The organism is Agrobacterium larrymoorei (assembly GCF_030819275.1).
Classification (GTDB): Bacteria; Pseudomonadota; Alphaproteobacteria; order Rhizobiales; family Rhizobiaceae; genus Agrobacterium; species Agrobacterium larrymoorei_B.
Genome location: NZ_JAUTBL010000002.1, coordinates 2907923 through 2931980, shown reverse-complemented (window position 1 = coordinate 2931980; position 24058 = coordinate 2907923). Strand labels below are relative to the sequence as shown.

Annotated in this window: 21 protein-coding genes; 14 read left to right on the top strand and 7 right to left on the bottom strand. The window is 56.4% G+C overall.

Annotated elements, in window-relative coordinates:
* Positions 1-38 precede the first annotated feature (38 nt).
* Genes coaE through QE408_RS22665 form a run of 4 tightly spaced genes read right to left on the bottom strand, consistent with a single transcriptional unit; the run spans position 39 to position 2924 of the window.
* Positions 39-623, bottom strand: coding sequence for a dephospho-CoA kinase (coaE, locus tag QE408_RS22680; RefSeq protein ID WP_306934695.1), 585 nt, complete (start codon positions 621-623; stop codon positions 39-41).
* Positions 620-1480, bottom strand: a complete 861-nt coding sequence (locus QE408_RS22675; RefSeq protein ID WP_306934694.1) for a shikimate dehydrogenase — start codon at positions 1478-1480, stop codon at positions 620-622. Before QE408_RS22675 ends, coaE begins: the two co-directional genes overlap by 4 nt.
* Entirely contained in the window at positions 1473-2072 is a 600-nt protein-coding gene (locus QE408_RS22670) for a Maf-like protein (RefSeq protein WP_306934693.1), read from the bottom strand. Before QE408_RS22670 ends, QE408_RS22675 begins: the two co-directional genes overlap by 8 nt.
* Before the next feature lie 30 nt (positions 2073-2102).
* Entirely contained in the window at positions 2103-2924 is an 822-nt protein-coding gene (locus QE408_RS22665) for a pyruvate, water dikinase regulatory protein (protein WP_306934692.1), read from the bottom strand.
* Between the two features lie 410 nt (positions 2925-3334).
* Here QE408_RS22665 and hemE point away from each other — a divergent pair, with 410 nt between their 5' ends.
* The 8 genes from hemE to QE408_RS22625 all read left to right on the top strand — a co-directional run bounded on the left by hemE (position 3335) and on the right by QE408_RS22625 (position 12052).
* Positions 3335-4369 carry a uroporphyrinogen decarboxylase gene (hemE, locus tag QE408_RS22660; protein WP_306934691.1) on the top strand — a complete coding sequence of 345 codons (1035 nt, stop codon included), beginning with the start codon at positions 3335-3337 and terminating at the stop codon, positions 4367-4369.
* Positions 4366-4911 carry a protoporphyrinogen oxidase HemJ gene (gene hemJ, locus QE408_RS22655; RefSeq protein WP_306934690.1) on the top strand — a complete coding sequence of 182 codons (546 nt, stop codon included), beginning with the start codon at positions 4366-4368 and terminating at the stop codon, positions 4909-4911. The genes hemE and hemJ overlap by 4 nt, the downstream gene beginning before the upstream one ends.
* A 185-nt stretch (positions 4912-5096) precedes the next feature.
* On the top strand, positions 5097-6362 hold the full coding sequence (gene rho / locus QE408_RS22650) for a transcription termination factor Rho (protein WP_306934689.1): 1266 nt from the start codon (positions 5097-5099) through the stop codon (positions 6360-6362).
* An 83-nt stretch (positions 6363-6445) separates the two neighbouring features.
* Positions 6446-7765: a tRNA uridine-5-carboxymethylaminomethyl(34) synthesis GTPase MnmE gene (gene mnmE / locus QE408_RS22645; RefSeq protein ID WP_306934688.1), complete on the top strand. Its 1320-nt coding sequence runs from the start codon at positions 6446-6448 to the stop codon at positions 7763-7765.
* Positions 7766-7813: 48 nt separating this feature from the next.
* Positions 7814-9691: a tRNA uridine-5-carboxymethylaminomethyl(34) synthesis enzyme MnmG gene (mnmG, locus tag QE408_RS22640; protein WP_306934687.1), complete on the top strand. Its 1878-nt coding sequence runs from the start codon at positions 7814-7816 to the stop codon at positions 9689-9691.
* Positions 9692-9702: 11 nt separating this feature from the next.
* Positions 9703-10320 carry a 16S rRNA (guanine(527)-N(7))-methyltransferase RsmG gene (gene rsmG / locus QE408_RS22635; RefSeq protein WP_306934686.1) on the top strand — a complete coding sequence of 206 codons (618 nt, stop codon included), beginning with the start codon at positions 9703-9705 and terminating at the stop codon, positions 10318-10320.
* 23 nt (positions 10321-10343) lie between these two features.
* Positions 10344-11135, top strand: a complete 792-nt coding sequence (locus QE408_RS22630; protein ID WP_306934685.1) for a ParA family protein — start codon at positions 10344-10346, stop codon at positions 11133-11135.
* A 38-nt stretch (positions 11136-11173) separates the two neighbouring features.
* On the top strand, positions 11174-12052 hold the full coding sequence (locus QE408_RS22625) for a ParB/RepB/Spo0J family partition protein (RefSeq protein WP_306934684.1): 879 nt from the start codon (positions 11174-11176) through the stop codon (positions 12050-12052).
* A gap of 416 nt (positions 12053-12468) precedes the next feature.
* Here QE408_RS22625 and QE408_RS22620 read toward each other — a convergent pair whose 3' ends face one another.
* A complete protein-coding gene (locus tag QE408_RS22620) occupies positions 12469-12669 on the bottom strand; it encodes a DUF1674 domain-containing protein (RefSeq protein ID WP_306934683.1) in 201 nt (66 codons plus the stop codon).
* 117 nt (positions 12670-12786) lie between these two features.
* Here QE408_RS22620 and htpX point away from each other — a divergent pair, with 117 nt between their 5' ends.
* From htpX to purH, 4 genes are all read left to right on the top strand, one after another.
* Entirely contained in the window at positions 12787-13746 is a 960-nt protein-coding gene (htpX, locus tag QE408_RS22615) for a zinc metalloprotease HtpX (RefSeq protein ID WP_306934682.1), read from the top strand.
* Entirely contained in the window at positions 13737-15128 is a 1392-nt protein-coding gene (locus QE408_RS22610; protein ID WP_306934951.1) for an RsmB/NOP family class I SAM-dependent RNA methyltransferase, read from the top strand. The genes htpX and QE408_RS22610 overlap by 10 nt, the downstream gene beginning before the upstream one ends.
* A 199-nt stretch (positions 15129-15327) precedes the next feature.
* Positions 15328-17007 carry a heparinase II/III family protein gene (locus QE408_RS22605; protein ID WP_373465574.1) on the top strand — a complete coding sequence of 560 codons (1680 nt, stop codon included), beginning with the start codon at positions 15328-15330 and terminating at the stop codon, positions 17005-17007.
* Between the two features lie 133 nt (positions 17008-17140).
* The gene (purH, locus tag QE408_RS22600) at positions 17141-18757 is read left to right on the top strand and encodes a bifunctional phosphoribosylaminoimidazolecarboxamide formyltransferase/IMP cyclohydrolase (protein ID WP_306934681.1); all 1617 of its coding nucleotides are present in this window, start codon (positions 17141-17143) and stop codon (positions 18755-18757) included.
* Between the two features lie 77 nt (positions 18758-18834).
* Here the strand turns inward: purH and QE408_RS22595 are convergent, their stop codons facing one another.
* Both QE408_RS22595 and QE408_RS22590 read right to left on the bottom strand, forming a co-directional pair.
* Positions 18835-20367 (bottom strand): UxaA family hydrolase, encoded by a 1533-nt coding sequence (locus QE408_RS22595; protein ID WP_306934680.1) that lies wholly within the window; start codon positions 20365-20367, stop codon positions 18835-18837.
* Positions 20368-20412: 45 nt separating this feature from the next.
* Complete coding sequence (locus QE408_RS22590; RefSeq protein ID WP_306934679.1) at positions 20413-21105, bottom strand: FadR/GntR family transcriptional regulator; 693 nt, start codon at positions 21103-21105, stop codon at positions 20413-20415.
* A 258-nt stretch (positions 21106-21363) separates the two neighbouring features.
* Here QE408_RS22590 and QE408_RS22585 point away from each other — a divergent pair, with 258 nt between their 5' ends.
* Both QE408_RS22585 and QE408_RS22580 read left to right on the top strand, forming a co-directional pair.
* Positions 21364-22929, top strand: a complete 1566-nt coding sequence (locus QE408_RS22585) for a sugar ABC transporter ATP-binding protein (RefSeq protein WP_306934678.1) — start codon at positions 21364-21366, stop codon at positions 22927-22929.
* A gap of 8 nt (positions 22930-22937) precedes the next feature.
* Positions 22938-23960: an ABC transporter permease gene (locus QE408_RS22580; RefSeq protein WP_062424708.1), complete on the top strand. Its 1023-nt coding sequence runs from the start codon at positions 22938-22940 to the stop codon at positions 23958-23960.
* Positions 23961-24058 lie beyond the last annotated feature (98 nt).

Below are 24058 nucleotides of genomic sequence, written 5' to 3'. Positions count from 1 at the left end.
TGCTGGCACTCATCCTCAAGCTCTCCGCGGTTTTAGAACTACCGCTGCGAAAGCGCCTGAAGCACGGAGCGGACCTGGGCTTTTGCGTCCTCAATACCACGTCCCGTATCGATGACGAAATCGGCTTTCCTGCGCTTGTCCGCATCCGGCATTTGCCGGGCCAGGATCATAGCAAACTTCGCTTCCGTCATGCCTGGGCGCGATAAGACACGCTCCCTCTGAATATCGGGCGCACAGCTGACAACCACGACAACATCCACGCGCGTCTCGGCCTTCGTCTCGAATAGCAGCGGGATGTCGAGAAGTGCCACTGCCATACCCTTGGCTCTTTGCTCCAAGATGAAAGCATCCTGTCTGGCGCGGACGAGCGGGTGAACTATGTTTTCCAGAACGGAAAACTGAGCCGGATTCTCACGCAGCATCTGGCTTAAGATCGCACGGTCTACCTTCCCTTCCCTCACAGTCTCCGGGAAGACGGCAGCAATCGGCGCGACGGCGTCCGTCTGGTAAAGCTCATGTACCAGTGCATCGGAGTCACAAACCGGCACACCTTCTTCGGCAAAAAGTCTGGCGGTTGTGCTCTTTCCCATACCAATGGAGCCGGTCAGGCCGATGACGATCATGCGTGCCGATCCATATCTGCAACGATCATCGCGCGAAGTGCCGGGGTGACATCCGGTCTTTGCCCAAACCACTTTTCAAAGCCAGGTCGGGCCTGATGAAGCAGCATTCCAAGACCATCGACTGTCACAAAACCCTGCTGTTCCGCCATCGCCATGATCGGCGTTTGCAATGGCACATAGACGATATCCGTCACGACTGCGTTCTTCGACAGAGGTGAAAAGTCGATGAAGGGCGCCTCGGCACCATCCATGCCAAGCGAGGTGGTGTTGACGAAAAGCCCGCAGCCTTTCAAGACCTCGGCGAGGGCGTCCAATGAATGCGCGTAGACATTTGAACCGAACCGGTCGGCAAGTTCCTGCGCCCGTTCCACGGTACGATTGACGACGTGGATTTCCGAGATGCCACGATTGCGAAGGGCCTGGATGACGGCACGGCTGGCGCCCCCTGCCCCAAGCACCAGTGCTTTGTCGGTCTTCTCCCAGCCAGGCTGCTTATCATCGAGATTGGCGACAAAGCCAAAACCGTCCGTATTGCTCGCATGGAGCACGCCGTCTTCAATCCAGATCGTATTGGCCGCACCAAGCTCTTCAGCCAGTTCATCAGGCTTGTCCGCCAATCGGTAGGCGGATTCCTTGTGGGGAATAGTGACATTTCCGCCGACATAGGGTGCATCCTTTTGCTTCAAAGAGCCAAGGAATGACGTAAAATCTTCGGGCGATTTTTCCACCGCCTCATAAAGACCATCGATCTGAAAATGGTTCAGCCAAAAATTATGGATCAAAGGGGAGCGGGAATGCTTGATCGGATAGCCGGTTACGAAGGCTTTCTTGGTTAATGTTTCACGTGAATCAGCCATCAATCACTCCAAGCTCCCGCAATTGCGTCAAAAGAGGAAGAAGCGGGAGCCCGAGAATGGTGAAGTAATCGCCTTCAATATCATTGAATAGCTGGATTCCCTCTCCCTCCAATTGATAGGCGCCGACGCTGGAAAGAACCTTTGAGCCGGATCGTTCGAGATAACGAGAGACGTATTCGGATGAGAGTTCGCGGACCGTCATTCTTGCAATACTGACGGCTTGCCATTGCACCTCCCCGTCCTTTGCCAGTGCGACGCCGCAATTCAACAGGTGCGTTTTACCGGATAGGGATAGGAGATTTGCATGGGCCTCCCTCATATCCTTCGCCTTGTGATAAATCCTGCTGCCAAGCGACATGGTCTGGTCCGAACCGATGACGAAGGCATCCGGGTGGAGAAGGCTCACGGCAACTGCCTTGGCCTTGGCGAGCTCCAGTGCAATAGTCTCGGGCGCTGCCCCATCCGCTTCGAGCCTGGCATCAATCGCGCGCTCATCGATATCCGCTGGAATGCTTGAAAACGTAAGACCAGCGTTGCGCATCAGCATCTGGCGCGAGGCACTGGCAGATGCAAGGATCAGTTCGGACGTCATGGCTCTCTCCGATGAATATCGAGAATCGGATTAGCGTGTCCGTTGACGCAGGGCAAGGATAGCAGCAGCCGTCTCTTCGATCGAACGCCGCGTCACGTCGATCAGGGGCCAGTTGTTGCGGGCGCAGAGCGCGCGCGCATATTTCAGCTCCTCCATGATTGTCGCCCGGTCGATATATTGTCCCCTGTCGAAACCACCCGTGGCGCCGAGTTCGCGGTTCTCGCGGATCTGAGATATCCGATCGGACGTCGCGACCAGCCCGACAATCAGAGGCTTGGTCGCCTTGTAGATACTCTCGGGCAACGGCACGTTCGGAACGACTGGAATATTCGCGGTTTTGATGCCGCGATTTGCCAGATAGATGCTCGTCGGCGTTTTCGAGGTGCGGCTGATCCCGATTATGACGACGTCCGCCTCATCGTAATGTTCCGGCATCTGCCCATCATCATGATCCATGGCGAAATTCAGCGCTTCGATCCGGGCGAAATAATCCGCGTTCAAGGCATGTTGTGCCCCGACCCGCCGTCGCGAGGTCGCGCCAAGATAGGTCTGAAAGATGCCGATGATCGGCTCCAGCACGTTCACGCATGGCACGCCAAGCGCGTGGCACTGGATCTCGAGGAAAGAGGACAGCTGCTGATCGACGATGGTGTAAAGCACGATCCCGGGCTGGCGATCGATCTCCTCCACCACTGTCTGCAACTGCTTTTGATTGCGGATCATCGGATAGACATGTTCGATCGGCATGGATGCGTGAAACTGCGCCGTGACCGCTCGGCCGGCAGACATCAGAGTCTCTCCGGTTGAGTCCGATATCAGGTGTAGATGGAAGAAGTTTTTTTTGTTCTCCACGCTGTTTTTGGGCCCCTGTTGATAAGGATGGACAAATCCGGGACGGCACTCGCGATCCGTCCAGCCAGGCGGAAAACTGCCTGTTTATCCACACTTCGCTACCCGGTGTAGCAAGCCAAGAGGCCGCTGTGAATTGCTGGGAGAAAGGAAAATGGATCTCAGCCTGTTATCTTCTTATCCACAGCTACGGAGTCATCTTTCGCTCTCGTAAGTCTATGAAAAATATGATCGAAACAGTATTATCCAAAACGATCCAGAAAAAGCGGTTTTAGGAAATCCACATGGTGCGGCGCCATCGGTCAAGTGCGGCATATTAGCTTGAAAGTTTTTAATCCTTGCTACTCACCGACTCTAAGAAATAGAAAATCTTTTAAATCTCTTTGTTTTTTTATTTAGAAAAGTTGAGTGCGATGACCGAACGGACTGTTATGAGGGTCTTGGGTGGGGAAACGGTAAGCCCTCCTCCGATCTGGCTTATGAGACAAGCCGGTCGATACCTTCCGGAGTACAAGGAAACACGGAAGATCGCGGGAAGTTTCCTGGATCTCTGTTACAATCCGGATTTGGCGACAGAGGTAACGCTTCAGCCCATCCGTCGTTTCGGTCTGGATGCCGCAATTCTGTTCTCCGATATCCTGGTGATCCCGGATGCGCTAAAACGGAATGTCAGTTTTTCCGAGGGTAAAGGTCCACAGATGGACCCGATCAGCGCGCCCGAAATCGATGCTCTCGACCCGTCCGGTGTCATTGCCCATCTCGATCCGGTGTTCCGCGCTGTTCAAAAACTGCGGGCCGAACTGCCCCAGCAAACGACGCTGCTCGGTTTCTGTGGCGCCCCCTGGACGGTCGCGACCTACATGATTGCCGGCCACGGCACGCCCGATCAGGCGCCTGCCCGCCTCTTTGGCTATCAGCATCCACAGGCGATGGAAAAGCTCTTGGCGCTCCTGGCGGAGATGTCGGCGGATTATCTGGTGGCGCAGCTCGATGCGGGTGCGGATGCCGTGCAGATTTTCGATTCCTGGGCGGGTGTGCTGGGTGAGAAGGAGTTTGACGAGTATGCGGTGAAACCGGTCGCCCGGATCATCCGATCGGTGCGGGCGCGCAGGCCGAATGCCAGGATCATCGCCTTTGCCAAGGGTGCCGGCATTCTGCTGAAGGACTATCGCCAGAAGACCGGTGCCGACGCGATCGGTCTCGATTGGAGCGTTCCGTTGTCCTTTGCGCGTGATCTCCAGAAAGACGGCCCGGTCCAGGGCAATCTCGATCCCATGCTGATGATTGCCGGTGGCAAGCCTCTGGGCGATGGCATCGACGCAATCCTGCAATCTCTTGGACAGGGACCTTTGATCTTCAACCTAGGCCACGGCATCACGCCCCAAGCCGATCCTGAGAACGTCACGCGACTGGTGGCGCATGTCCGTTCTCAAGGAGCCTCCAGATGAGTGAGGAAACGCAGACGTCTGCCAAGGCTGGGCGGAAGACGCATCTTCGTGCCGCCGCTGCGCTTGTCGTTTTCATCGGGTTTATTGCGCTGATCCTGCATATCGATCCGGCTGACGCCTATCTCTGGATCAAGGCATTGCATATCATCGCGGTGATATCCTGGATGGCGGGGCTGCTGTACCTGCCGAGGTTGTTCATCTACCACACGGATGCCCCTGTCGGCTCGGTGCAGTCGGAAACCTTCAAGGTGATGGAACAGCGTTTGATACGGCTGATTATGAACCCGGCGATGATGGTCAGCTGGATGCTTGGCCTCTATCTCGCATGGTCGGTTTATGGCTTTCAGGGCGGCTGGCTGCATGCCAAGATCGCACTGGTCATCGCGCTGACAGCCACCCATGTGTATTTTAGCCGCAGCGCAAAAGCTTTCGGTCGGGATGATAACAGACGCCCTGCCCGTCACTGGCGGTTGATGAATGAGGTGCCTACGGTCCTCATGATCGTGATAGTCATACTTGTGGTTGTGAAACCGTTCGGATAACTGACGATCACGATAATTTTCCCGGAATTGTTGCTTTGCTCTTGCGGCGACGGGTTCGAAACGCTATTTTCAGCCCACTCATCTCCTGGCATGTGAATTATTCAGACGGCTGCGGTTGCACCTCAGAAGCTGATTCGCGAACACGCCGCTCCCCCACATATTTTTTAAAGACGGTCTTTCTCTTCATGGCTGAAATGAAGCTACAGGAACTCAAAAGCAAATCTCCGACCGATTTGCTGACGTTTGCCGAATCCCTGGAAGTTGAAAATGCGAGCACCATGCGCAAGCAGGAGCTCATGTTCGCAATCCTCAAGATGCTGGCGAGCCAGGATGTCGAGATCATCGGGGAAGGCGTCGTCGAAGTTCTTCAGGACGGTTTCGGCTTCCTGCGCTCCGCCAATGCAAACTATCTGCCCGGTCCGGATGATATCTACATCTCGCCCTCCCAGATCCGCCGCTTCTCACTGAAGACCGGTGATACGGTTGAGGGACCGATCAGAGGACCGAAGGAAGGCGAACGCTATTTCGCCCTCCTGAAGGTCAACACGATCAATTTCGACGATCCGGAGAAAATCCGTCACAAGGTCCACTTCGATAACCTGACGCCGCTCTACCCGAACGAGCGCTTCAAGATGGAACTGGACATTCCGACATCGAAGGATTTGTCAGCGCGCGTCATCGATCTCGTCGCGCCGCTCGGTAAGGGCCAGCGTGGCCTGATCGTCGCTCCTCCGAGAACCGGTAAGACGGTCCTGTTGCAGAACATCGCCCATTCGATCACTGCCAACCATCCGGAATGCTATCTCATCGTCCTGTTGATCGATGAGCGTCCAGAAGAAGTGACCGATATGCAGCGTTCGGTAAAGGGTGAGGTAGTCTCCTCAACCTTCGATGAACCTGCCGTTCGTCACGTTCAGGTTGCCGAGATGGTCATTGAGAAGGCCAAGCGTCTTGTTGAGCACGGCCGCGATGTCGTCATTCTTCTCGACTCGATTACTCGTCTCGGCCGCGCTTACAACACCGTTGTACCGTCTTCCGGTAAGGTTCTGACCGGTGGTGTCGACGCAAACGCTCTACAGCGCCCCAAGCGCTTCTTCGGTGCGGCGCGTAACATCGAAGAGGGTGGTTCGCTTACCATCATCGCCACCGCGCTGATCGATACGGGCAGCCGTATGGATGAAGTCATTTTCGAAGAGTTCAAGGGTACGGGTAACTCTGAAATTGTGCTTGATCGCAAGGTTGCCGACAAGCGCATCTTCCCGGCCATGGACATTCTCAAATCCGGTACGCGTAAGGAAGACCTGCTTGTGCCCCGTCAGGATCTGCAAAAGATCTTTGTCCTTCGCCGCATCCTGGCCCCGATGGGAACGACCGATGCGATCGAGTTCCTCATCGACAAGCTCAAGCAGACGAAGAACAATGGCGACTTCTTCGATTCGATGAACACCTGATCTCATTAGCCGGATTCTCTGGCAGACTATCGGCTGCGCTTCTAAAATGGGGGCGCGGCCATTTTGTTGAGAAGAGCTTTGGCATGTCCCAATCGACCGATACGATTTATGCGCTCTCTAGCGGATCGCTTCCCGCGGGCGTTGCCATCATCAGGATCAGCGGTTCTAAGGCTGTCGAGGCTCTGCGGTCTTTGGTGGGCGATAACCTCCCTTCCCCTCGTCAAGCGAGCCTCAAAACGATTCGTGACCGAAATGGCGATGTCGTCGATCAGGCCCTGGTTTTGCAATTTCTGTCACCCCATTCCTTTACTGGTGAGGACTGCGTCGAGTTGCATGTGCACGGAAGCCGCGCCGTTGTATCCGCAATCTTCCAACTGCTGGAAAGCATGCCTTGCCTACGCCCCGCAGAGGCTGGAGAGTTCTCCCGCCGGGCGTTCGATAATGGCAAGATGGATCTTGTCGAGGTGGAAGGCCTAGCAGACCTGCTACAGGCGGAAACAGAGATGCAGCGCCGCCTGGCGGTCGAACAGAGCAGCGGCCATCTGTCCAGCCTCTATGATGGTTGGGCGAGCCAACTGACCCGCTGCCGAGCTCTGATCGAAGCAGAACTGGACTTCGCTGACGAAGACGATGTGCCCGACTCCGTTGCCACTCAAGTTTGGAAGACAGTTGGGGATCTGGAAAGCGAACTCGCTCGTCATCTGGCAGACGGACAAGGTTCGGAGATCATCCGGGACGGATTCAAGGTGGCTCTGGTTGGTGCGCCGAATGTGGGCAAATCTAGCTTGATGAATGCGCTCAGCGGCCGTGACGTGGCGATCGTCACCGATATAGCGGGTACGACCAGGGACGTGTTGAGCGTCGATCTTGATATCGAGGGCTACCTCGTGACGCTCTTCGACACTGCTGGGTTGCGCGACGCGACGGATGTTGTCGAGCAGGAAGGCATCAAACGGGCTGAGCGAACCGCAGAGGCAGCCGATCTCGTGCTCCTTCTTCACGACACCGATTCGGAACCGGAACAAGTCAGAACTTTTGCACACACGATATTCGTGAGGACCAAGGCCGATCTATTGCCGGATCGAGACTCACATCCGGATATTATTTTCATATCTGCGAAGACGGGCACGGGGCTTGCGACCCTTAAATCTGCTATCAAGTATGTCATCGACCAAAAGATTGGGTCTGGCACCAGCCTGATGCCAGCGCGGTCGCGTCATAAAAAACGGCTTGAAGAGACGCTGGACTATGTTAGAGAAGCGTTGAAATCCGAAGGTGCGGAACTTGCAATCCGTTCGGAGTACCTTCGTCTAGCAGCAACGTCACTTGGGCGGATCACTGGTAGGGTCGACGTCGAAGATTTGCTTGGCGTCATATTTTCCGAATTTTGTATCGGTAAATGATTCACGTGAAACACAGGGTGTTACACCCGCTTCTTTGTTGGAAATTCCATGGTTTATGATGTCGTCGTCATTGGGGGCGGTCACGCAGGCAGTGAAGCAGCCGCGGCGTCAGCGCGTTATGGCGCTCGTACCGCGCTGCTTACGCATAAGCGTGATACCGTAGGCGTCATGTCCTGCAACCCTGCGATTGGCGGTCTGGGCAAAGGTCATCTCGTGCGGGAAATCGATGCTCTCGATGGCCTGATGGGTCGGGTTGCGGACGCGGGCGGGATTCAATTTCGCATGCTGAACCGCAAGAAGGGCCCTGCCGTCCGTGGACCACGTACCCAGGCAGATCGACGTCTTTATCGAGAGGCGATGCAGCGTGAGATCGATAACATTGAGAAACTCGACATCATTCAGGGGGATGCCTTTGACATCGAAACCGAGAATGATGAAATAAAATCGGTTATACTCGCTGACGGGCGCCGCGTTGCCTGCCGCGCCGTTGTACTCACAACCGGGACATTTTTGCGCGGTCTTATTCATATCGGATCCGAAAAGATCCCGGCGGGCCGTGTCGGTGAGAGTCCGTCGCTCGGTCTTTCAGGGACCTTATTGCGGGCCGGGCTGGCTCTTGGACGTCTCAAGACCGGTACCCCTGCGCGGCTGGACGGCCGCACAATCGATTGGGGCGGGTTGGATAAACAGGGCCCCGATGAGGATCCAATCCCCTTTTCCTTCATGACGGATAGGATCACCAACCCCCAAATTGATTGCGGGGTTACGCGCACCACGCCCGAGGGTCACAAGATCATTCAGGACAATATTCATTTGTCCGCGATGTATTCCGGTCAGATCGAGGGCGTCGGACCGCGCTATTGCCCTTCTATCGAGGATAAGATCGTCCGCTTCGGAGAGCGTGATGGCCATCAAATCTTCCTTGAGCCGGAAGGTCTCGATGATCACACCATCTATCCAAATGGCATCTCAACATCGCTTCCGGCACATGTGCAGGAAGCGTTCATCCACTCTATTCCCGGGCTGGAACAGGTCACTATTCTTCAACCGGGCTATGCGATTGAATATGACTATGTTGATCCTCGCGAGTTGAAGCCTTCTCTCGAATGCCGAAAAATTCCAGCTCTTTTCCTAGCGGGACAGATCAATGGGACCACGGGCTATGAGGAAGCCGGAGCGCAGGGGCTTGTTGCCGGACTGAACGCGGCGCGACTGACCAGTGGTGCAGACGCGCATATCTTCAGCAGAACCGACTCCTATATCGGAGTGATGATCGACGATCTCACCTCCAAAGGTGTGACCGAGCCCTACCGCATGTTCACGTCACGGGCAGAATATCGTCTGTCCTTGAGAGTCGACAATGCCGACCTGCGATTGACACCCATAGGGTTGAACGTAGGTCTTGTGGCTCCTGAGCGGGCTTCCAGGTTCCAAGCGTATACGGAGGAATTGGACAGCGGTCGTCAATTGCTGAAAGAGCTTGCAATCACGCCGACACAAGCCGCGAAGCAGGGGCTTAAACTCAATCAGGATGGGCAGCGTCGCAGCGCTTATGAACTGCTTGCGTACCCGGAGATGACTCTGGACGCTCTGAAACCGATTTGGCCGGAATTGAATACGCTCGCCCCACGCGTTGCGGAGGTTCTAGAGATAGAGGCCAGCTATGCTGTGTATATGCAGCGTCAGAATGCGGACATTATCGACATTAAGCGTGACGAGGATCGTTCCATCCCTGAAGACTTCGATTTCAGTGGCCTGTCTGGTCTCTCTAATGAGCTCAAGCAAAAATTGATTGCTGCGAAGCCAATCAACATCGCGCAGGCCGCTCGCGTCGATGGGATGACCCCAGCTGCGATCTCTCTCATCCTTGCGCTTGTGAAAAAAGGGACTTATACGCGATCGGAGAAAATCCGCATACAGCCCTAACGAGTCCCAATATGACGATTAACGGCCAAAGTGTTTCACGTGAAACACAGGATCGCCTAGAGCACTTTGTCGAGCTCTTTAAGAAATGGAACGCGACGACCAATCTCGTCGCTCCATCCACGCTTAAAGATCTTTGGTCTCGGCATGTGGCGGACAGCGCTCAGATTTTTCAGCTGACGCAACGACCTATGGTGTGGGCTGATCTCGGCAGTGGGGGCGGGTTCCCAGGCATCATCACCGCTATCTTTCTTGCGGAACTGAAGGATGGTTGGGTTCATCTGGTAGAGAGCAACCACAAAAAGGCAGCGTTTCTAAGAGTTGCTTTGGCAGAGACTGGCGCGCGCGGGACAGTTCATCCCATACGAATTGAGGCCGCCCCTGAAGTGATCGGCGCTTGCGACTTGGTGTCTGCCCGGGCCGTTGCAGACCTCGATCTTTTACTCTCTTACATCTATCCATGGGCGCAGAAGAACGAGAATCTAAAGGCATATCTCAATAAAGGCCGGGATTATGAGGCAGAGGTTGCGAATGCCCGTGGTCGTTGGTCGTTCGATCTGTTAAAACATCGCAGTGCAGTCGATGAAGACTCGGTCGTTCTCGAGATTCACAACCTGTCGACGAAGCGCTGATTCATCAAGCCAGGTGCGACCAGATGTCTGATAAGAACCGGATTATTACGATAGCAAACCAGAAGGGTGGCGTCGGCAAAACGACGACCGCAATCAATCTGGCAACGGCTCTCGCCGCTATTGGAGAGCGCGTGCTGGTGGTGGATCTTGATCCGCAGGGCAATGCCAGCACCGGCCTCGGCATTGATCGTCGAGAGCGAAAGCTGTCCTCCTACGATCTCCTTGTTGGTGCGAATAGTGTGGCCGAAGTCGCTGTACCGACGGCAGTTCCTAATCTCGATATCATCCCGTCGACGATGGATTTGCTTGGCTTCGAAATGGAAGTCGCCAATGCCCCGAACCGCGTTTTCCTGCTGCGCAATGCCTTGCGTAGCCCCGAGGCCATGGCTTATTCTTACATTTTGCTGGATTGCCCCCCCTCCTTCAACCTGTTGACGATGAATGCAATGGCAACCGCCCATTCGGTGCTCGTGCCGCTGCAATGCGAGTTCTTCGCATTGGAAGGTTTGAGCCAGCTGCTTGATACGGTCAATCAGATCCGAGGAACGGTCAATCCCGGTCTCGACATTCAGGGTATTGTCCTGACCATGTTCGATGCGCGCAACAATTTGGCGCAGCAGGTCGTCAATGACGTTCGGACCCATCTTGGTGATAAGGTTTACCATACGCTCATTCCTCGCAACGTCCGCGTGTCAGAAGCGCCGTCCTATGGTAAGCCTGCCATCCTTTATGATCTGAAATGTGCTGGCAGTCAGGCCTATCTGCAATTGGCGTCCGAGGTCATTCAGAGAGAGCGATTGCGTAAGGCTGCCTGATCGCCGTTTCGTCTGCAAGATTTGGTACGGAGTATATTATGAGTGACGATCTCTCCAAGCGCCGCTTGGGCCGCGGTCTTGCCGCACTGATCGGTGAAATGGATCAGCCCCTTCCTGTTGGTGAGCCACAGCGAGCGATCAGTCCCGATCGCGTGATTCCAATCGAGTTCATCGCACGCAGCCCTCGCAACCCCCGCCGCCATTTCGATGAAAGCGAACTGCAAGATCTGGCCGCCTCGATCCGCCAACATGGCATTGTCCAGCCTGTTGTCGTTCGAACCGTCGATCAGAACCGCTTTGAAATCATTGCAGGTGAGCGCCGGTGGCGCGCAGCCCAACTGGCTGGCTTCACCGAAGTGCCGGTTATTGTCCGTGATGTCGATGATCGGACCGCACTTGAGCTTGCAATCGTTGAAAACGTTCAACGCTCGGATCTTAATCCGCTCGAAGAAGCGCTTGGCTACGAGCAGCTGATCGCTGAACATGGTTATACTCAGAATGATCTTGGCGAGATTATCGGCAAGAGCCGCAGCCATGTGGCTAACAGCCTGCGTTTGCTGAAGCTTCCCGATCCTGTCCGCGACATGTTGTCGGAAGGGTCCCTTTCCGCCGGCCATGCGAGAGCCCTGGTTTCTACCTCCGATCCTACCACCCTGGCAAAGGCCATCGTGTTGAAGGGTCTCTCGGTACGCGACGCGGAGCGCATGGCACAGAACGATATCCGTTCTCAGCTTGATCCTATGCAGTCTCGCAAGCCGGAAAAAGATTCTGACACTGTCGCGCTGGAGCGGACATTATCGGATGCACTTGGCCTTGATGTGTCGATCAGCCACAAGGGAAATGGCGGTCAGGTCCGCATCAGTTACAAAACGCTGGAGCAACTCGAGGCGGTTTGCCGTTTACTGGAGCAGCGCTAGTCTATAGCAGTACGTTGCACTCACACGATTTTGTAAAAAACGTGTTCGGGATTGAGGCGCTAGCGCCGAGCATTGCCTCTTAGCTCTAAATTCCTGTCTGTGAGGTAATCAAATACCATGCACATCTGGGAATTTGAACTTCTCCCGCAGGGGCACGATCCGCTGCGGGTAATGGCGTGAGGAGGATTGATCGCGTCCTCGTGAGCGTTTGGAAAAATGAATACCTGCCCCAAGGGTGGGAAAGGCGATTAGGACGTTTCGCCCTCTATCACAGGATCATCGCAACCGATGTTCTCATACCCTCAGCGAGCGTCAAAAGCTTAGGAAATCATATACGTTGTCTCTTACGCTGACGCGCCTCAGATAGAGATAAACATTTGATATATAACAAAAATACCTGAAATTTCAGTTGGTGATCAAAAGTCGATGGCTCGACCATTGATCTCATAGTCGCCAAAACGAACCGGTTCTGCGCCACCGCGGCCACCAGTTTCGGGGGGGAGCTTCAATGCCTCGGCTTTGAGGCGTCGTTCTTCAGCTTCCTGCAACGCGCGTTGTGCGGCAGGCGACAGGACTTTCATATCTCTGTTCGCATTATCGTTATCGGCGTTCTGCATGGGCTACACCCTCGTCACGGCATATTGAAAAGCAATTCCACATAACCAGATTATAGAAAACTGCCTGCTTTGATAAGCCTTTGTGGGCCTTTTCATCGCTTTTGACGGAGATGCTGGATGAATCTGATGCGTACGGCCATGCTATTGGCCTTCATGACGGCTCTGTTCATGGGCGTCGGATTTCTGATCGGTGGCAAGGGCGGCATGATGATCGCGCTTGTGATTGCCGCAGGCATGAACCTGTTTTCCTACTGGAACTCCGACAAGATGGTGCTGGCCGCATACCGTGCCCAGGAGGTGGATGAGCGCAATGCACCGGAATTCTTTCACATGATCCGGGATTTGTCGCAGAACGCCGGACTGCCGATGCCGAAAGTCTATGTCTATGACAGCCCGCAGCCGAATGCATTTGCGACCGGCCGCAACCCTGAGAATGCAGCCGTTGCTGCATCGACCGGGCTGATGGAAATGCTGACGCCGCAGGAGGTTGCAGGCGTGATGGCCCATGAGCTCGCACATATCCAGAACCGCGACACATTGACGATGACGATCACGGCAACACTTGCCGGTGCAATTTCAATGCTGGGTAACTTCGCCTTCTTCTTCGGCGGCAATCGCGAAAACAATAATCCACTCGGTTTTATCGGCGTTCTCGTCGCGATGATCGTCGCGCCTCTCGCCGCCATGCTGGTTCAGATGGCGATCAGCCGCACGCGAGAATATTCAGCCGATCGCCGGGGTGCGGAAATCTGTGGCAATCCCTTGTGGCTTGCTTCCGCCCTGCAGAAGATCGCCGGCGCTGCTCAGCACATCCACAATAATGATGCCGAGCGCAATCCGGCGACAGCCCACATGTTCATCATCAATCCCTTGTCTGGCGAAAGAATGGACAACCTCTTTTCCACGCATCCGAATACCGAAAACCGTGTCGCAGCTCTCAACGCCATGGCGCAGGAATTCAGCCGGGCATCGACGTTTCAGCCGACAAGTGGTAATGCCGTGCGCAAATCACGTTCCGTACCATCCACCGGTCCCGGTCGTGGTACTGACAATTCCCGCAAAGGTCCCTGGTCTTGACATCATCCAACGCCCCTGCCCGGCCGAAATTCAAAAACAGAAAGCCAGCGCCGTCGGATGCTGGCGGGTCGGCTGGGGAATGGAAACCTGGTCTGTCCGCGCGCATGGCGGCGGCTAAGATTATCTCTGCCGTCATCGACAAGAAGACGTCGCTCGATGGTATGATGGATGCCGAGCACGGCAATCCGGCCTACCGTTCTCTCAATCTCGCTGATCGGGCATTGGTGCGCGCCATCGTCAACAGTGCGCTCCGCCACCTGCCAAGGATTGAGGCCGCCATCTCGATGATGCTGGATGGACCGCTGCCACAGGGTGCGCGATCCCTGCATCATGTTCTGGTCGTCGCGGTTGCACAGATGCTTTATCTCGATGTGCCCGATCACTCTGCCGTGGATCTGGCGGTGGAACAGGCCCACCGTGATCCGCGCAACAAGCGCTTCGTCAAGCTGGTGAACGCGGTGTTGCGCCGACTCGGTCGCGAGAAGGATGCGGTTATGGGAGCGATTGACGCCGTGCCCGTTCTTCCCGACTGGCTCTATAACAGGCTCGTCAAATCCTATGGTGCGGATACCGCGTCGCGTATAGCTGCATCGCAGCTTCTCCCCGCGTCCATCGACATCACGGTAAAGTCCAATCCGGACCACTGGGCTAAGGTACTGAACGGAACGGTTTTGCCCAATGGCAGTGTCCGCCTGGGTTCATTCGATGGACAGGTCTCCTCGCTCCCGGGTTTTGCGGAGGGCGAATGGTGGGTTCAAGATTTCTCTGCCAGCATGCCCGTGCGGCTGATGGGGGATCTCAAAGGCAAACGGGTCGCGGATCTTTGTGCCGCACCGGGCGGAAAGACAGCCCAGCTTATTCTGGCCGGTGCCGAAGTGACGGCGCTCGATCAGTCGGGCAACCGTCTGAAGCGTCTTCGCTCAAATCTGGATAGACTTGGATTCGAAGCCGAAACGGTTGAAGCCAATATGCTGAAGTTTCAGCCGGACGAGCTCTTTGATGCCGTCCTTCTCGACGCGCCGTGCTCATCGACAGGCACCATGCGCAAGCACCCTGATGTCAGCTGGACCAAGGACGAGAAGGATATTGCCAAGCTGGCAACTCTCCAGGAGCAGCTGCTGCGTCAGGCAGTAACACTAGTCAAAGACGGCGGCATGATTGTCTTCTCCAACTGCTCCCTAGACCCTTTAGAGGGAGAGGAGATGGTGGCGCGGGTGCTGGCATCCAACAGCAATCTTGAGCGGCTTCCCGTTGCAGCGAAAGATCTGCCGGATATGGAAATTGCCATCAATGGCGACGGCGATTTGCGCACGACGCCGGACATGTTCGGCGGTGTCGACGGATTTTACGCAACCGTTCTGCGGAAGCATTCCCCAGCGTGACGCATTTCAAGCGTCACGACCAGCGCTCGATATGGTGTATTTTACAGCTTCCTGATGAAGGAACAGGCTTGGGATCTGCGCTGCCAGCTTCATTCGTTTACAAAATATGAAGTTTTTAATGAAACTTTATCGCTCTTCTTCAATAGCGCTTTATATGCGTCTTCTCTAAAGCGAATTCCGCGAGGCAGGATACAGACGTTTGGCGAGCTCCCTGAACAATCGCGTCGGCGTTGCGGGCTACTTTTTTCGCACGGTCAAGCGCCGCGTCATGATCGCGGTCGCACCGTTGCGCCTGCAATTGTGGCGGCTCTCCAGCAGAGCTCCAAGCGCGCTCGTGGCAGCACCCACGGATTTGCGCGCCGTCGATCCTTATGTCGCACAGGAGCTGGTCCAGGGGCGGCTGTTCCTCGCGGGAAAGATTCTGGAAACAGGTGGCGTCTCTCCGTTTCTGCTGGAGCCGCCCTCTCCTGCATTTGAAGAGCGGCTGCATGCTTTCGGCTGGCTACGCCATGTGCGTGCCAGCAGATCGGAAGAGGCTGGAAACCGCGCGCGTCTGCACGTTGCTGAATGGATGAGCCTGCATGGCCGCACGATCCGCGGTCCAGCGTGGGCACCTGAACTTGCAGCACAGAGATTGACCTCCTGGCTCTCCCATTCACCGGTGATCCTACAAAAGGCGGACGCCAATTTCTATCGGCGCTTTTTAAGATGCATCGGTCTGCATGTCGGCTATCTGGGTCTCATTGCCAAATATGTCCCGGATGGAGAGATCCGTCTGAAGATCCGCATCGCGCTTGCCATGGCGTCCATCTCAATGCCGAACAGCGCATCGAAGATTGCCCGGCTGGGGAGAAAGCTCGACCGGGAAATGGAGCGGCAAATCCTTCCCGATGGCGGCCATGTCTCGCGCAATCCGCGAGTCATGCTGGAGCTATTGCTCGATCTTCTGCCGCTTCGTCAAAGCTACATCAATCTCGGTCATGATGTTCCGGCAGGGCTTGTGCCTGCCATCGACCGCATGTTTCCCGCGATCCGTTTCTTCCGCCACCAGGATGGCGATCTGGCCTTGTTCAATGGCGCGACGGCAACCCTAGCCAATGAGCTTGCATCCGTTTTGCGCTATGATGAAACCGCCGGACGACCGTCGCGTTCTCTTCCCGATATTTCCTATCATCGGCTTTCGGTCGGTGACACGGTGGTTATTGTCGATACGGGTAGGCCTGCCTCCATCGAATTGTCGCGCAGTGCCCATTGTGGCTGCCTGTCCTTCGAACTCTCTTCGGGCCGCTACCGCTTCATCGTCAATTCCGGTTTTCCGCAATATGCCTCTACCGCCTTCAAGCGGGTCAGCCGTACCACCGCCGCCCATTCCACGGTCACCATTGCCGATCGTTCCTCGGCGCGGATCTCCCACTCCCGTTTCTTAGGCCCCGTTATTGTCTCTGGCATCGACGAGACGGAGGTGGATCGGCACACGGATGAAAAGCGGGCGGATATCCTGACCGCCTCCCACGACGGTTATGAGAGCCTGGGTTACGTGCACCAGCGAGAGTTGGAGTTGAACGAGGCCGGTACAAAGATCAGAGGGCGCGACTGGATCAGAATCGATGAGAAGCGACAACCGGAGCCAGCCGAAGCCGTCTGCCGCTTTCACGTCCATCCATTGATAGAGCTTTCGCAGGAAGATGAGGAAACGGTGCTGATGCGGGCGCCGGATGGCACTGCCTGGGCTTTTTCAGCGCCTGGACGTGAAGTCACGATTGCCGAAGACGTGTTCATGGCGGATGCATCGGGCATCCGGCCTTCGCTGCAGATCGAGGTCGCATTTCAGCTTCCGGAAACCACAGAGCTTCGCTGGCTTCTCGAACGGCGAGGCTGATCGCTTATCAGCGAAGCGCCGCCGATAAAGCGGGACGATCTGTTTATTAATCTGCCAAGCTGTGCTAACGCGGCGGCAACCGCCGGGGCGCGCTTTCTCCGGCTCATCCTCCACCGTTTACGGAGTTGCCCTGATGGCCGTCGTTTCCAAGAAAATCCCCGCACCCGACAAAGTTCGCATCCGCACCGCGCTTCTGTCCGTCTCCGACAAGACCGACATTATCGAGCTTGCCGGCGCGCTGGTGAAGCTCGGCGTTAAGCTGCTGTCGACGGGCGGCACATCGAAGGCGATTGCCGACGCAGGTCTTCCAGTGACCGACGTCTCCGACATCACCAAGTTCCCGGAGATCATGGACGGCCGGGTGAAGACCCTGCATCCGAATGTGCATGGCGGGCTTCTTGCCATTCGTGACGATGCCGAACACCAGGAAGCGATGCGCGCTCACGGCATCGAAGCCATCGATCTTTCGGTCATCAATCTTTACCCGTTCGAAGAGGTTCGCGCCAAGGGCGGCGACTATCCGACCACGGTTGAGAACATCGATATTGGCGGCCCGGCGATGATCCGCGCTTCGGCCAAGAACCATGCCTATGTGACCGTGGTCACCGATCCGACCGACTATCCGGAACTGCTGGAAGCCTTGCAGGCCGATGACGGACAGACATCCTACGCTCTGCGCCAGCGCTTTGCCGCCAAGGCCTATGCCCGTACCGCGGCCTACGACGCCGTCATCTCCAATTGGTTCGCAGAAGCTCTCGCAATCGAGACGCCGCATTACCGCGCCATCGGCGGCACGCTGAAGGAAAAGATGCGTTATGGCGAAAACCCGCACCAGAGTGCTGGCTTCTATCTGACGGGCGAGAAGCGCCCGGGTGTTGCGACCGCGACCCTGCTGCAAGGCAAGCAGCTTTCTTATAACAACATCAACGATACGGATGCGGCCTACGAGCTGGTGGCCGAGTTCCTGCCCGAGAATGCGCCAGCCGTTGCCATCATCAAGCATGCGAACCCCTGCGGTGTGGCAACCGGTCCGACACTGCTCGAAGCCTACAAGCGCGCGCTTGCCTGCGACCCTGTTTCGGCCTTTGGCGGCGTCATCGCTTTGAACCAGACACTGGACGCGGAAACGGCGGAAGAGATCATCCAGCTCTTCACCGAGGTCATCATCGCGCCGGATGTCACGGAGGAGGCACAGGCGATTGTCGCGCGCAAGCCGAACCTGCGTCTCCTCTCTGCCGGTGGTCTTCCCGATCCCCGTGCGGCTGGCATTACCGCAAAGACGGTATCGGGTGGTCTCCTCGTGCAGAGCCGCGACAATGGTATGGTCGAGGATCTGGATCTGAAGGTCGTCACCAAGCGTGCGCCGACTGAGCAGGAACTTGAGGACATGAAGTTCGCCTTCAAGATCGCCAAGCACGTCAAGTCGAATGCCGTGATCTATGCCAAGGACGGACAGACCGCCGGTATTGGTGCTGGCCAGATGAGCCGCGTGGACTCGGCACGCATCGCAGCGCAAAAGGCGGAAGATGCTGCCAAGGCTATGGGTCTTTCAGAGCCTCTGACAAAGGGTTCCGCCGTCGCGTCCGAAGCTTTCTATCCCTTCGCGGATGGTCTTCTCGCTGCAATTGCTGCTGGCGCCACGGCGGTGATCCAGCCGGGCGGCTCCATGCGCGACCAGGAAGTGATCGACGCAGCCGACGCTCATAATGTGGCGATGGTCTTCACCGGTATGCGCCACTTCCGCCACTAATTAGGTACTTAGAAAAGCAGAAGGCCCGGAGAGTGATCGCCGGGCCTTTTTCTATATGTGGTGTTTCACGTGAAGCATCAGGTCACAGCGCCGACCTGCCATGGCACAAACTCATTGTCGCCGTAGTCATAGATTTCACTGACGGTCTGCTCGCCGGATGCGACGGCAATGATATGGTCGAAGATGCGCCGACCTGCCTCCTCGATCGTTTCCTTGCCGGTGACGATATCGCCGCAGTTGATATCCATGTCCTCCTTCATGTGCTCATACATTTCGGAGTTCGTGGCGATCTTGATGCATGGCGCCGGTTTAAAGCCGGAGACGGAGCCGCGGCCCGTGGTGAAACAGATGACATTGCAGCCGCCCGCCACTTGGCCGGTGACCGCCACAGGGTCATAGCCGGGTGTGTCCATGAAGACGAAGCCTGGTTCGGTCACGGTCTCGGCAAACTCGTAGACAGCCTTCAGCGGCATGGAGCCGCCCTTGGCGACGGCACCGAGCGATTTTTCCAGAATGGTGGTCAGGCCACCGAGCTTGTTGCCGTGAGAGGGGTTGTTGTTCAGCTCGTCGCCATTGCGGGCGGTGTAATCGCGCCACCAGTCGATGCGCTGCAACAGCTTCTCGGCAACAGCGGGTGTCACGGCACGGCGGGTCAAAAGGTGTTCTGCGCCGTAAATCTCCGGCGTTTCGGCCAGAACCGTGGTGCCGCCGTTACGGACGATAAGGTCCGAAGCGTAGCCGAGAGCCGGATTCGCCGAAATCCCCGAATATCCATCCGAACCACCGCATTCGAGCGCCAGCTTCAGTTTCGACAGCGGCTGTTCGGTGCGCTTTGCCGCATTGACGACCGGCAACATCTCCTTGATGTTGGCAATGGCCGCTTCAATGGTCTTTCGCGTCCCGCCATGCTGCTGGATCGTCATCGTCCGCAGCCGATCGCCCTCCTCCATCTTGTAGTGTTCGAGGATCGGCGCGATCTGGTTGGTCTCGCAGCCGAGGCCGATCAGCAGGATGCCACCAAAATTCGGATGGCGGGCATAGCCCTGGATGGTGCGGATCAGCAGTCGATAGCCTTCGGACTTGGTGTTCAGCGCACAGCCCGTTCCGTGCGTCAAAGCCACGACGCCGTCAACATTGTCGAAACCGTCGAGACCACCTTCCTTGTTGAAGTAGTCGGCTATGTAACGCGATACGGTGGCCGAACAGTTCACCGAGGCGATGACGCCGATATAGTTGCGTGTGCCGGCACCGCCCGTTCCGCGATCGTAGCCCATGAAGGTCCGACGTTCGGCTTCCGGCAGCATGCCTTTTTCTTCGATATCGACGCTGAACTGGTGGGAATGTTCAGATGGCACCATGGCAAGGTTGTGCAGGTGGACATGGCGTCCGGCCTCGATGTCCTGCGTGGCAACGCCAATCACCTGACCGTACTTGATCACTTCTTCGCCGGACCTGATCGGCTTCAGGGCCACTTTGTGACCGCGCCCGATCAGGTCGAGCGCCTTCAGATCGCCGCGCCCGATGTCCGCTTCTTTCGGAATGGGCCGTCGGGCAACCGCGACATTGTCTTTTGTGTTCAGTAGAATGGTAGCTTCGGTATTCTCAGTCACTCTTTTCCTCCTCCCGACAGATCGTCTGCCGAGGCATGTCTTGAATTACATATCGATCCAGCGTCGTCTTGAGCTTTCCAGGTGAATGCGCATGGCTGCCTGAGCCAATAGCGGGTCGCGACTTTCCAGCGCAGCCAGAATGGCCTCGTGTTCTTCCAGCGCAAAAGTCCACGTCCTACGGTCTTCGAACTTTACCCGCAATTGTGTCGAGATCGGGCTGTGCCTATCATCGAAGAGATCGCCAACCAAACGCGCCAGAATCGTGTTTCCTGATTGCTCGGCGATCGTGGCGTGAAACTTTCTGTCCTGATCCAGAGGCTTGCGACCTGCGTCGATCTCCTTCCTCATCTCATCGAGCGTTCCTCGCAGAGTCACGAGAGCAGCCTCATCGATACGGCTGGCGGCGAGGACGATGGTCGCACCTTCCAATGTTGAACGGGCTTGCATGAGTTCCGAAGGACTGTCGCCAAGAGACCGTGTGCTCGCTTGTCGCGCGGCGGTCTCAGTCGATACATAGACGCCGGAGCCCATGCGAATTTCAACGCTGCCATCGATTTCAAGCGCGATCAGTGCTTCACGCAGAGACGGACGGGAAACACCGAGCTTCTGGGCGAGGTCCCGCTCGGACGGTAGCCGTGTTCCAGCCTGAAACTCTCCACCATCGATCAGTTCGCGGATCTGATCCGCAACTTGTTGGTAAAGTCGCCTCGGTTCCAGGATTTTGGCCTGACCATTCATCTGCAGTCCACGGTTGTTCTGATAAATATTGAGATTTGGCCTTACCGTATCCCTTACAGAACACATTGGCAAAGATATATTTTATCTCATTGAAAAGATTGTTATTTATAAGCAATTTGGAGATTTCATTTCGCCGAGATTGCTATGCAGGGCAACAAAAAATCATAAATTGGCTTGACCATGAAAAAAATGCGGCCTAACCATTGCGCCCATTGAAGCGCTCTGCGGGAGAACGGAGCGGCTATTGGGAGGTAGCGGATGTCGCAGGGCGCATCGTCCATTTCGAGCCATGATGACACACGGCATGACGCGCTTCAGGCGTCCGGTACGCTTCTGCGTCTTGAGGACATCTGCAAGGAGTTCCCCGGCGTCAAGGCGTTGAGCGATGTGCGTTTCGACCTGCGCTCCGGTGAAGTTCACGCCGTCTGTGGCGAAAATGGCGCTGGCAAGTCCACGCTGATGAAGATCATCAGTGGCGTCTATCAACCGACCAGCGGCACGATCCTGCATAAGGGCCAGAAGGTCCAGTATGCCTCTCCGCTGGAATCGGAAGCCGCCGGCATTGCCATCATCCACCAGGAACTCAATCTTGTTCCGCATTTGAGCGTTGCCGAAAACATCTATCTTGCGCGCGAACCGAGAAAAGGCTTCCTGGTCGACCGCAAGACGCTGCGTGCCGATGCCAAACGCTGTCTCGATCGCCTCGGCGTGGATATCCATCCGGATACGCTGGTGCGCGGCCTTTCCGTGGCACAGTGTCAGATGGTCGAAATCGCCAAGGCGCTTTCACTCGATGCCGAAGTGCTCATCATGGATGAGCCGACCTCGTCGCTGACCGAGCAGGAAACACGCCTGCTGTTCAAGGTCATCCGCGACCTGAAGGCCTCCGGTGTCGGTATCGTCTACATTTCCCACCGCCTGGATGAGATGGCCGAGATCGTCGATCGCGTCACCGTGCTTCGTGATGGACGCTATATCTCGACCGACGATTTCAAGTCGATCACCGTCGATGACATCGTTACCCGCATGGTTGGCCGCTCGCTGGAGGAAAAGTTCCCCGAGCGTACGTCCAAGCCGACGGATGAGGTCATCTTCTCCGTCAAGGGTCTGACGCGTGCAGGCGTATTCCAGGACGTCAATTTCGAATTGCGCCGTGGCGAAATCCTTGGATTCGCCGGTCTTATGGGCGCCGGTCGTACCGAAGTTGCCCGTGCCATTTTCGGCGCGGATGCTTTCGATGCGGGCACGATCACCTTCGAGGGCCGCGAGCTGACGATCAAGTCGCCACAGGACGCTATCGAGCAGGGAATTGCCTACCTCTCCGAAGACCGCAAGAGCGATGGCCTGGCGATCAAGATGTCGGTGGCTGCCAATACCTCGCTTGCCAATATGGATGAGGTCTCCAACCGCTTCGGCCTGATCGATTTCAAGAAGCACGACGAGGTCGCGAAGCATTATGTCGATCTCTTGAATGTACGCACACCCTCGATCAAGCAGACGGTTCGCCTTCTGTCGGGTGGCAACCAGCAGAAGATCATCATCGGCAAGTGGCTGTTCCGCCAGTCGCGCATCCTGTTTTTCGATGAGCCCACCCGCGGCATCGACGTCGGTGCGAAGTTCGCGATCTACAAGATCATGGATGAGCTTGCTGCCCGCGGCATCGGCGTGATCCTCATCAGCTCGGAACTGCCCGAAGTGTTGGGCCTGACGGATCGTATCGCGGTGTTCCACGAAGGAACCATTACCGGTGTGCTGGAAACGGCCAAGACCAATCAAGAAGAAATCATGCGCTATGCCTCCGGCTATAGCCGCAAGGCGCAATGAGGTAAGACATGTCGAAATCCCCAGAACCCGTTAAGACCCCTTCGCTCAGCGACAGACAGAAGGACATCATCCAGAAGTTTGCCGCGCTCGGCAGCCTCGTGGTGCTGGCCATCGTGTTTTCGGCCACCAGCAGTGCCTTCTTCAGCGTCAATAATGCCATGACGATTGCGCTGCAGGTCACCTCGATTGCGCTTTTGGGTATTGGCGCGACCTGCGTCATTATCACCGGCGGCATCGACTTGTCCGTTGGTTCGGTTCTGGCGCTGGCCGGTGTGGTCGCAGCACTTGCGGTAAAGGAACTCGGCATGCCGGTTCCGGTCGGTATGTTCCTTGGTATCCTGACGGGCTCGCTCTGTGGTCTGATCAATGGTTTTCTCGTCACGCGCTTCAAGCTGCCGCCTTTCATCGCAACGCTTGGCATGATGTTGATTGCCCGTGGTGTTGCGCTGCAGATCACCGGTGCGCGTGCCGTCTCGGGTCTTGGCGAATCCTTTGGCGAACTTGGCAACGGCGCCCTCTTCCGCATCGTCAACATCGGTGATGACGGATTCCCGAACGTGGTTTTCCCGGGCATTCCCTACCCCGTCATCCTGATGGTCGTCATTGCTCTTGCCGTGGCTTTCATGCTGAACCGTTCGGTTCTCGGACGCCACATCTACGCGGTCGGCTCCAATGCCGAGGCGGCTCGCCTCTCTGGCGTCAATGTCGCCCGCGTCACCAACTTCACCTACGTTCTTTCCGGCACACTTGCCGGTCTGACGGGCTGCGTATTGATGTCGCGCCTCGTCACCGCACAGCCGAACGAAGGTGTCATGTACGAGCTTGATGCCATCGCCAGCGCCGTTATCGGCGGAACCTCGCTGATCGGCGGCGTCGGAACGATTTCAGGGACAGCCATCGGTGCATTCGTCATCGGCATCCTGCGCAACGGTCTCAACATGAACGGGGTCTCTGCCTTCACGCAGCAGATCATCATCGGCCTCGTCATCTTGATGACAGTCTGGATCGACCAGTTGCGCAATCGCCGCTGATTGCACTGCAAGGCTTCTGAAAAGGGTGCGGACCCTATCCGCGGGACAGCCGGTGTTGAGAAGAGGAGCTCTCCCTTCGCCGGTACAAATGGAGGAAG

What these genes read in the sequence shown, in the direction of transcription:
- hemJ (WP_306934690.1), top strand. Translation starts at nt 4,366, where the DNA reads ATGAGTGAGGAAACGCAGACGTCTGCCAAGGCTGGGCGGAAGACGCAT.
- mnmE (WP_306934688.1), top strand. Translation starts at nt 6,446, where the DNA reads ATGTCCCAATCGACCGATACGATTTATGCGCTCTCTAGCGGATCGCTT.
- hemE (WP_306934691.1), top strand. Translation starts at nt 3,335, where the DNA reads ATGACCGAACGGACTGTTATGAGGGTCTTGGGTGGGGAAACGGTAAGC.
- rho (WP_306934689.1), top strand. Translation starts at nt 5,097, where the DNA reads ATGGCTGAAATGAAGCTACAGGAACTCAAAAGCAAATCTCCGACCGAT.
- mnmG (WP_306934687.1), top strand. Translation starts at nt 7,814, where the DNA reads ATGGTTTATGATGTCGTCGTCATTGGGGGCGGTCACGCAGGCAGTGAA.
- coaE (WP_306934695.1), bottom strand. Translation starts at nt 623, where the DNA reads ATGATCGTCATCGGCCTGACCGGCTCCATTGGTATGGGAAAGAGCACA.
- QE408_RS22630 (WP_306934685.1), top strand. Translation starts at nt 10,344, where the DNA reads ATGTCTGATAAGAACCGGATTATTACGATAGCAAACCAGAAGGGTGGC.
- QE408_RS22590 (WP_306934679.1), bottom strand. Translation starts at nt 21,105, where the DNA reads ATGAATGGTCAGGCCAAAATCCTGGAACCGAGGCGACTTTACCAACAA.
- rsmG (WP_306934686.1), top strand. Translation starts at nt 9,703, where the DNA reads ATGACGATTAACGGCCAAAGTGTTTCACGTGAAACACAGGATCGCCTA.
- QE408_RS22675 (WP_306934694.1), bottom strand. Translation starts at nt 1,480, where the DNA reads ATGGCTGATTCACGTGAAACATTAACCAAGAAAGCCTTCGTAACCGGC.
- htpX (WP_306934682.1), top strand. Translation starts at nt 12,787, where the DNA reads ATGAATCTGATGCGTACGGCCATGCTATTGGCCTTCATGACGGCTCTG.
- QE408_RS22620 (WP_306934683.1), bottom strand. Translation starts at nt 12,669, where the DNA reads ATGCAGAACGCCGATAACGATAATGCGAACAGAGATATGAAAGTCCTG.
- QE408_RS22625 (WP_306934684.1), top strand. Translation starts at nt 11,174, where the DNA reads ATGAGTGACGATCTCTCCAAGCGCCGCTTGGGCCGCGGTCTTGCCGCA.
- QE408_RS22670 (WP_306934693.1), bottom strand. Translation starts at nt 2,072, where the DNA reads ATGACGTCCGAACTGATCCTTGCATCTGCCAGTGCCTCGCGCCAGATG.
- QE408_RS22580 (WP_062424708.1), top strand. Translation starts at nt 22,938, where the DNA reads ATGTCGAAATCCCCAGAACCCGTTAAGACCCCTTCGCTCAGCGACAGA.
- QE408_RS22585 (WP_306934678.1), top strand. Translation starts at nt 21,364, where the DNA reads ATGTCGCAGGGCGCATCGTCCATTTCGAGCCATGATGACACACGGCAT.
- purH (WP_306934681.1), top strand. Translation starts at nt 17,141, where the DNA reads ATGGCCGTCGTTTCCAAGAAAATCCCCGCACCCGACAAAGTTCGCATC.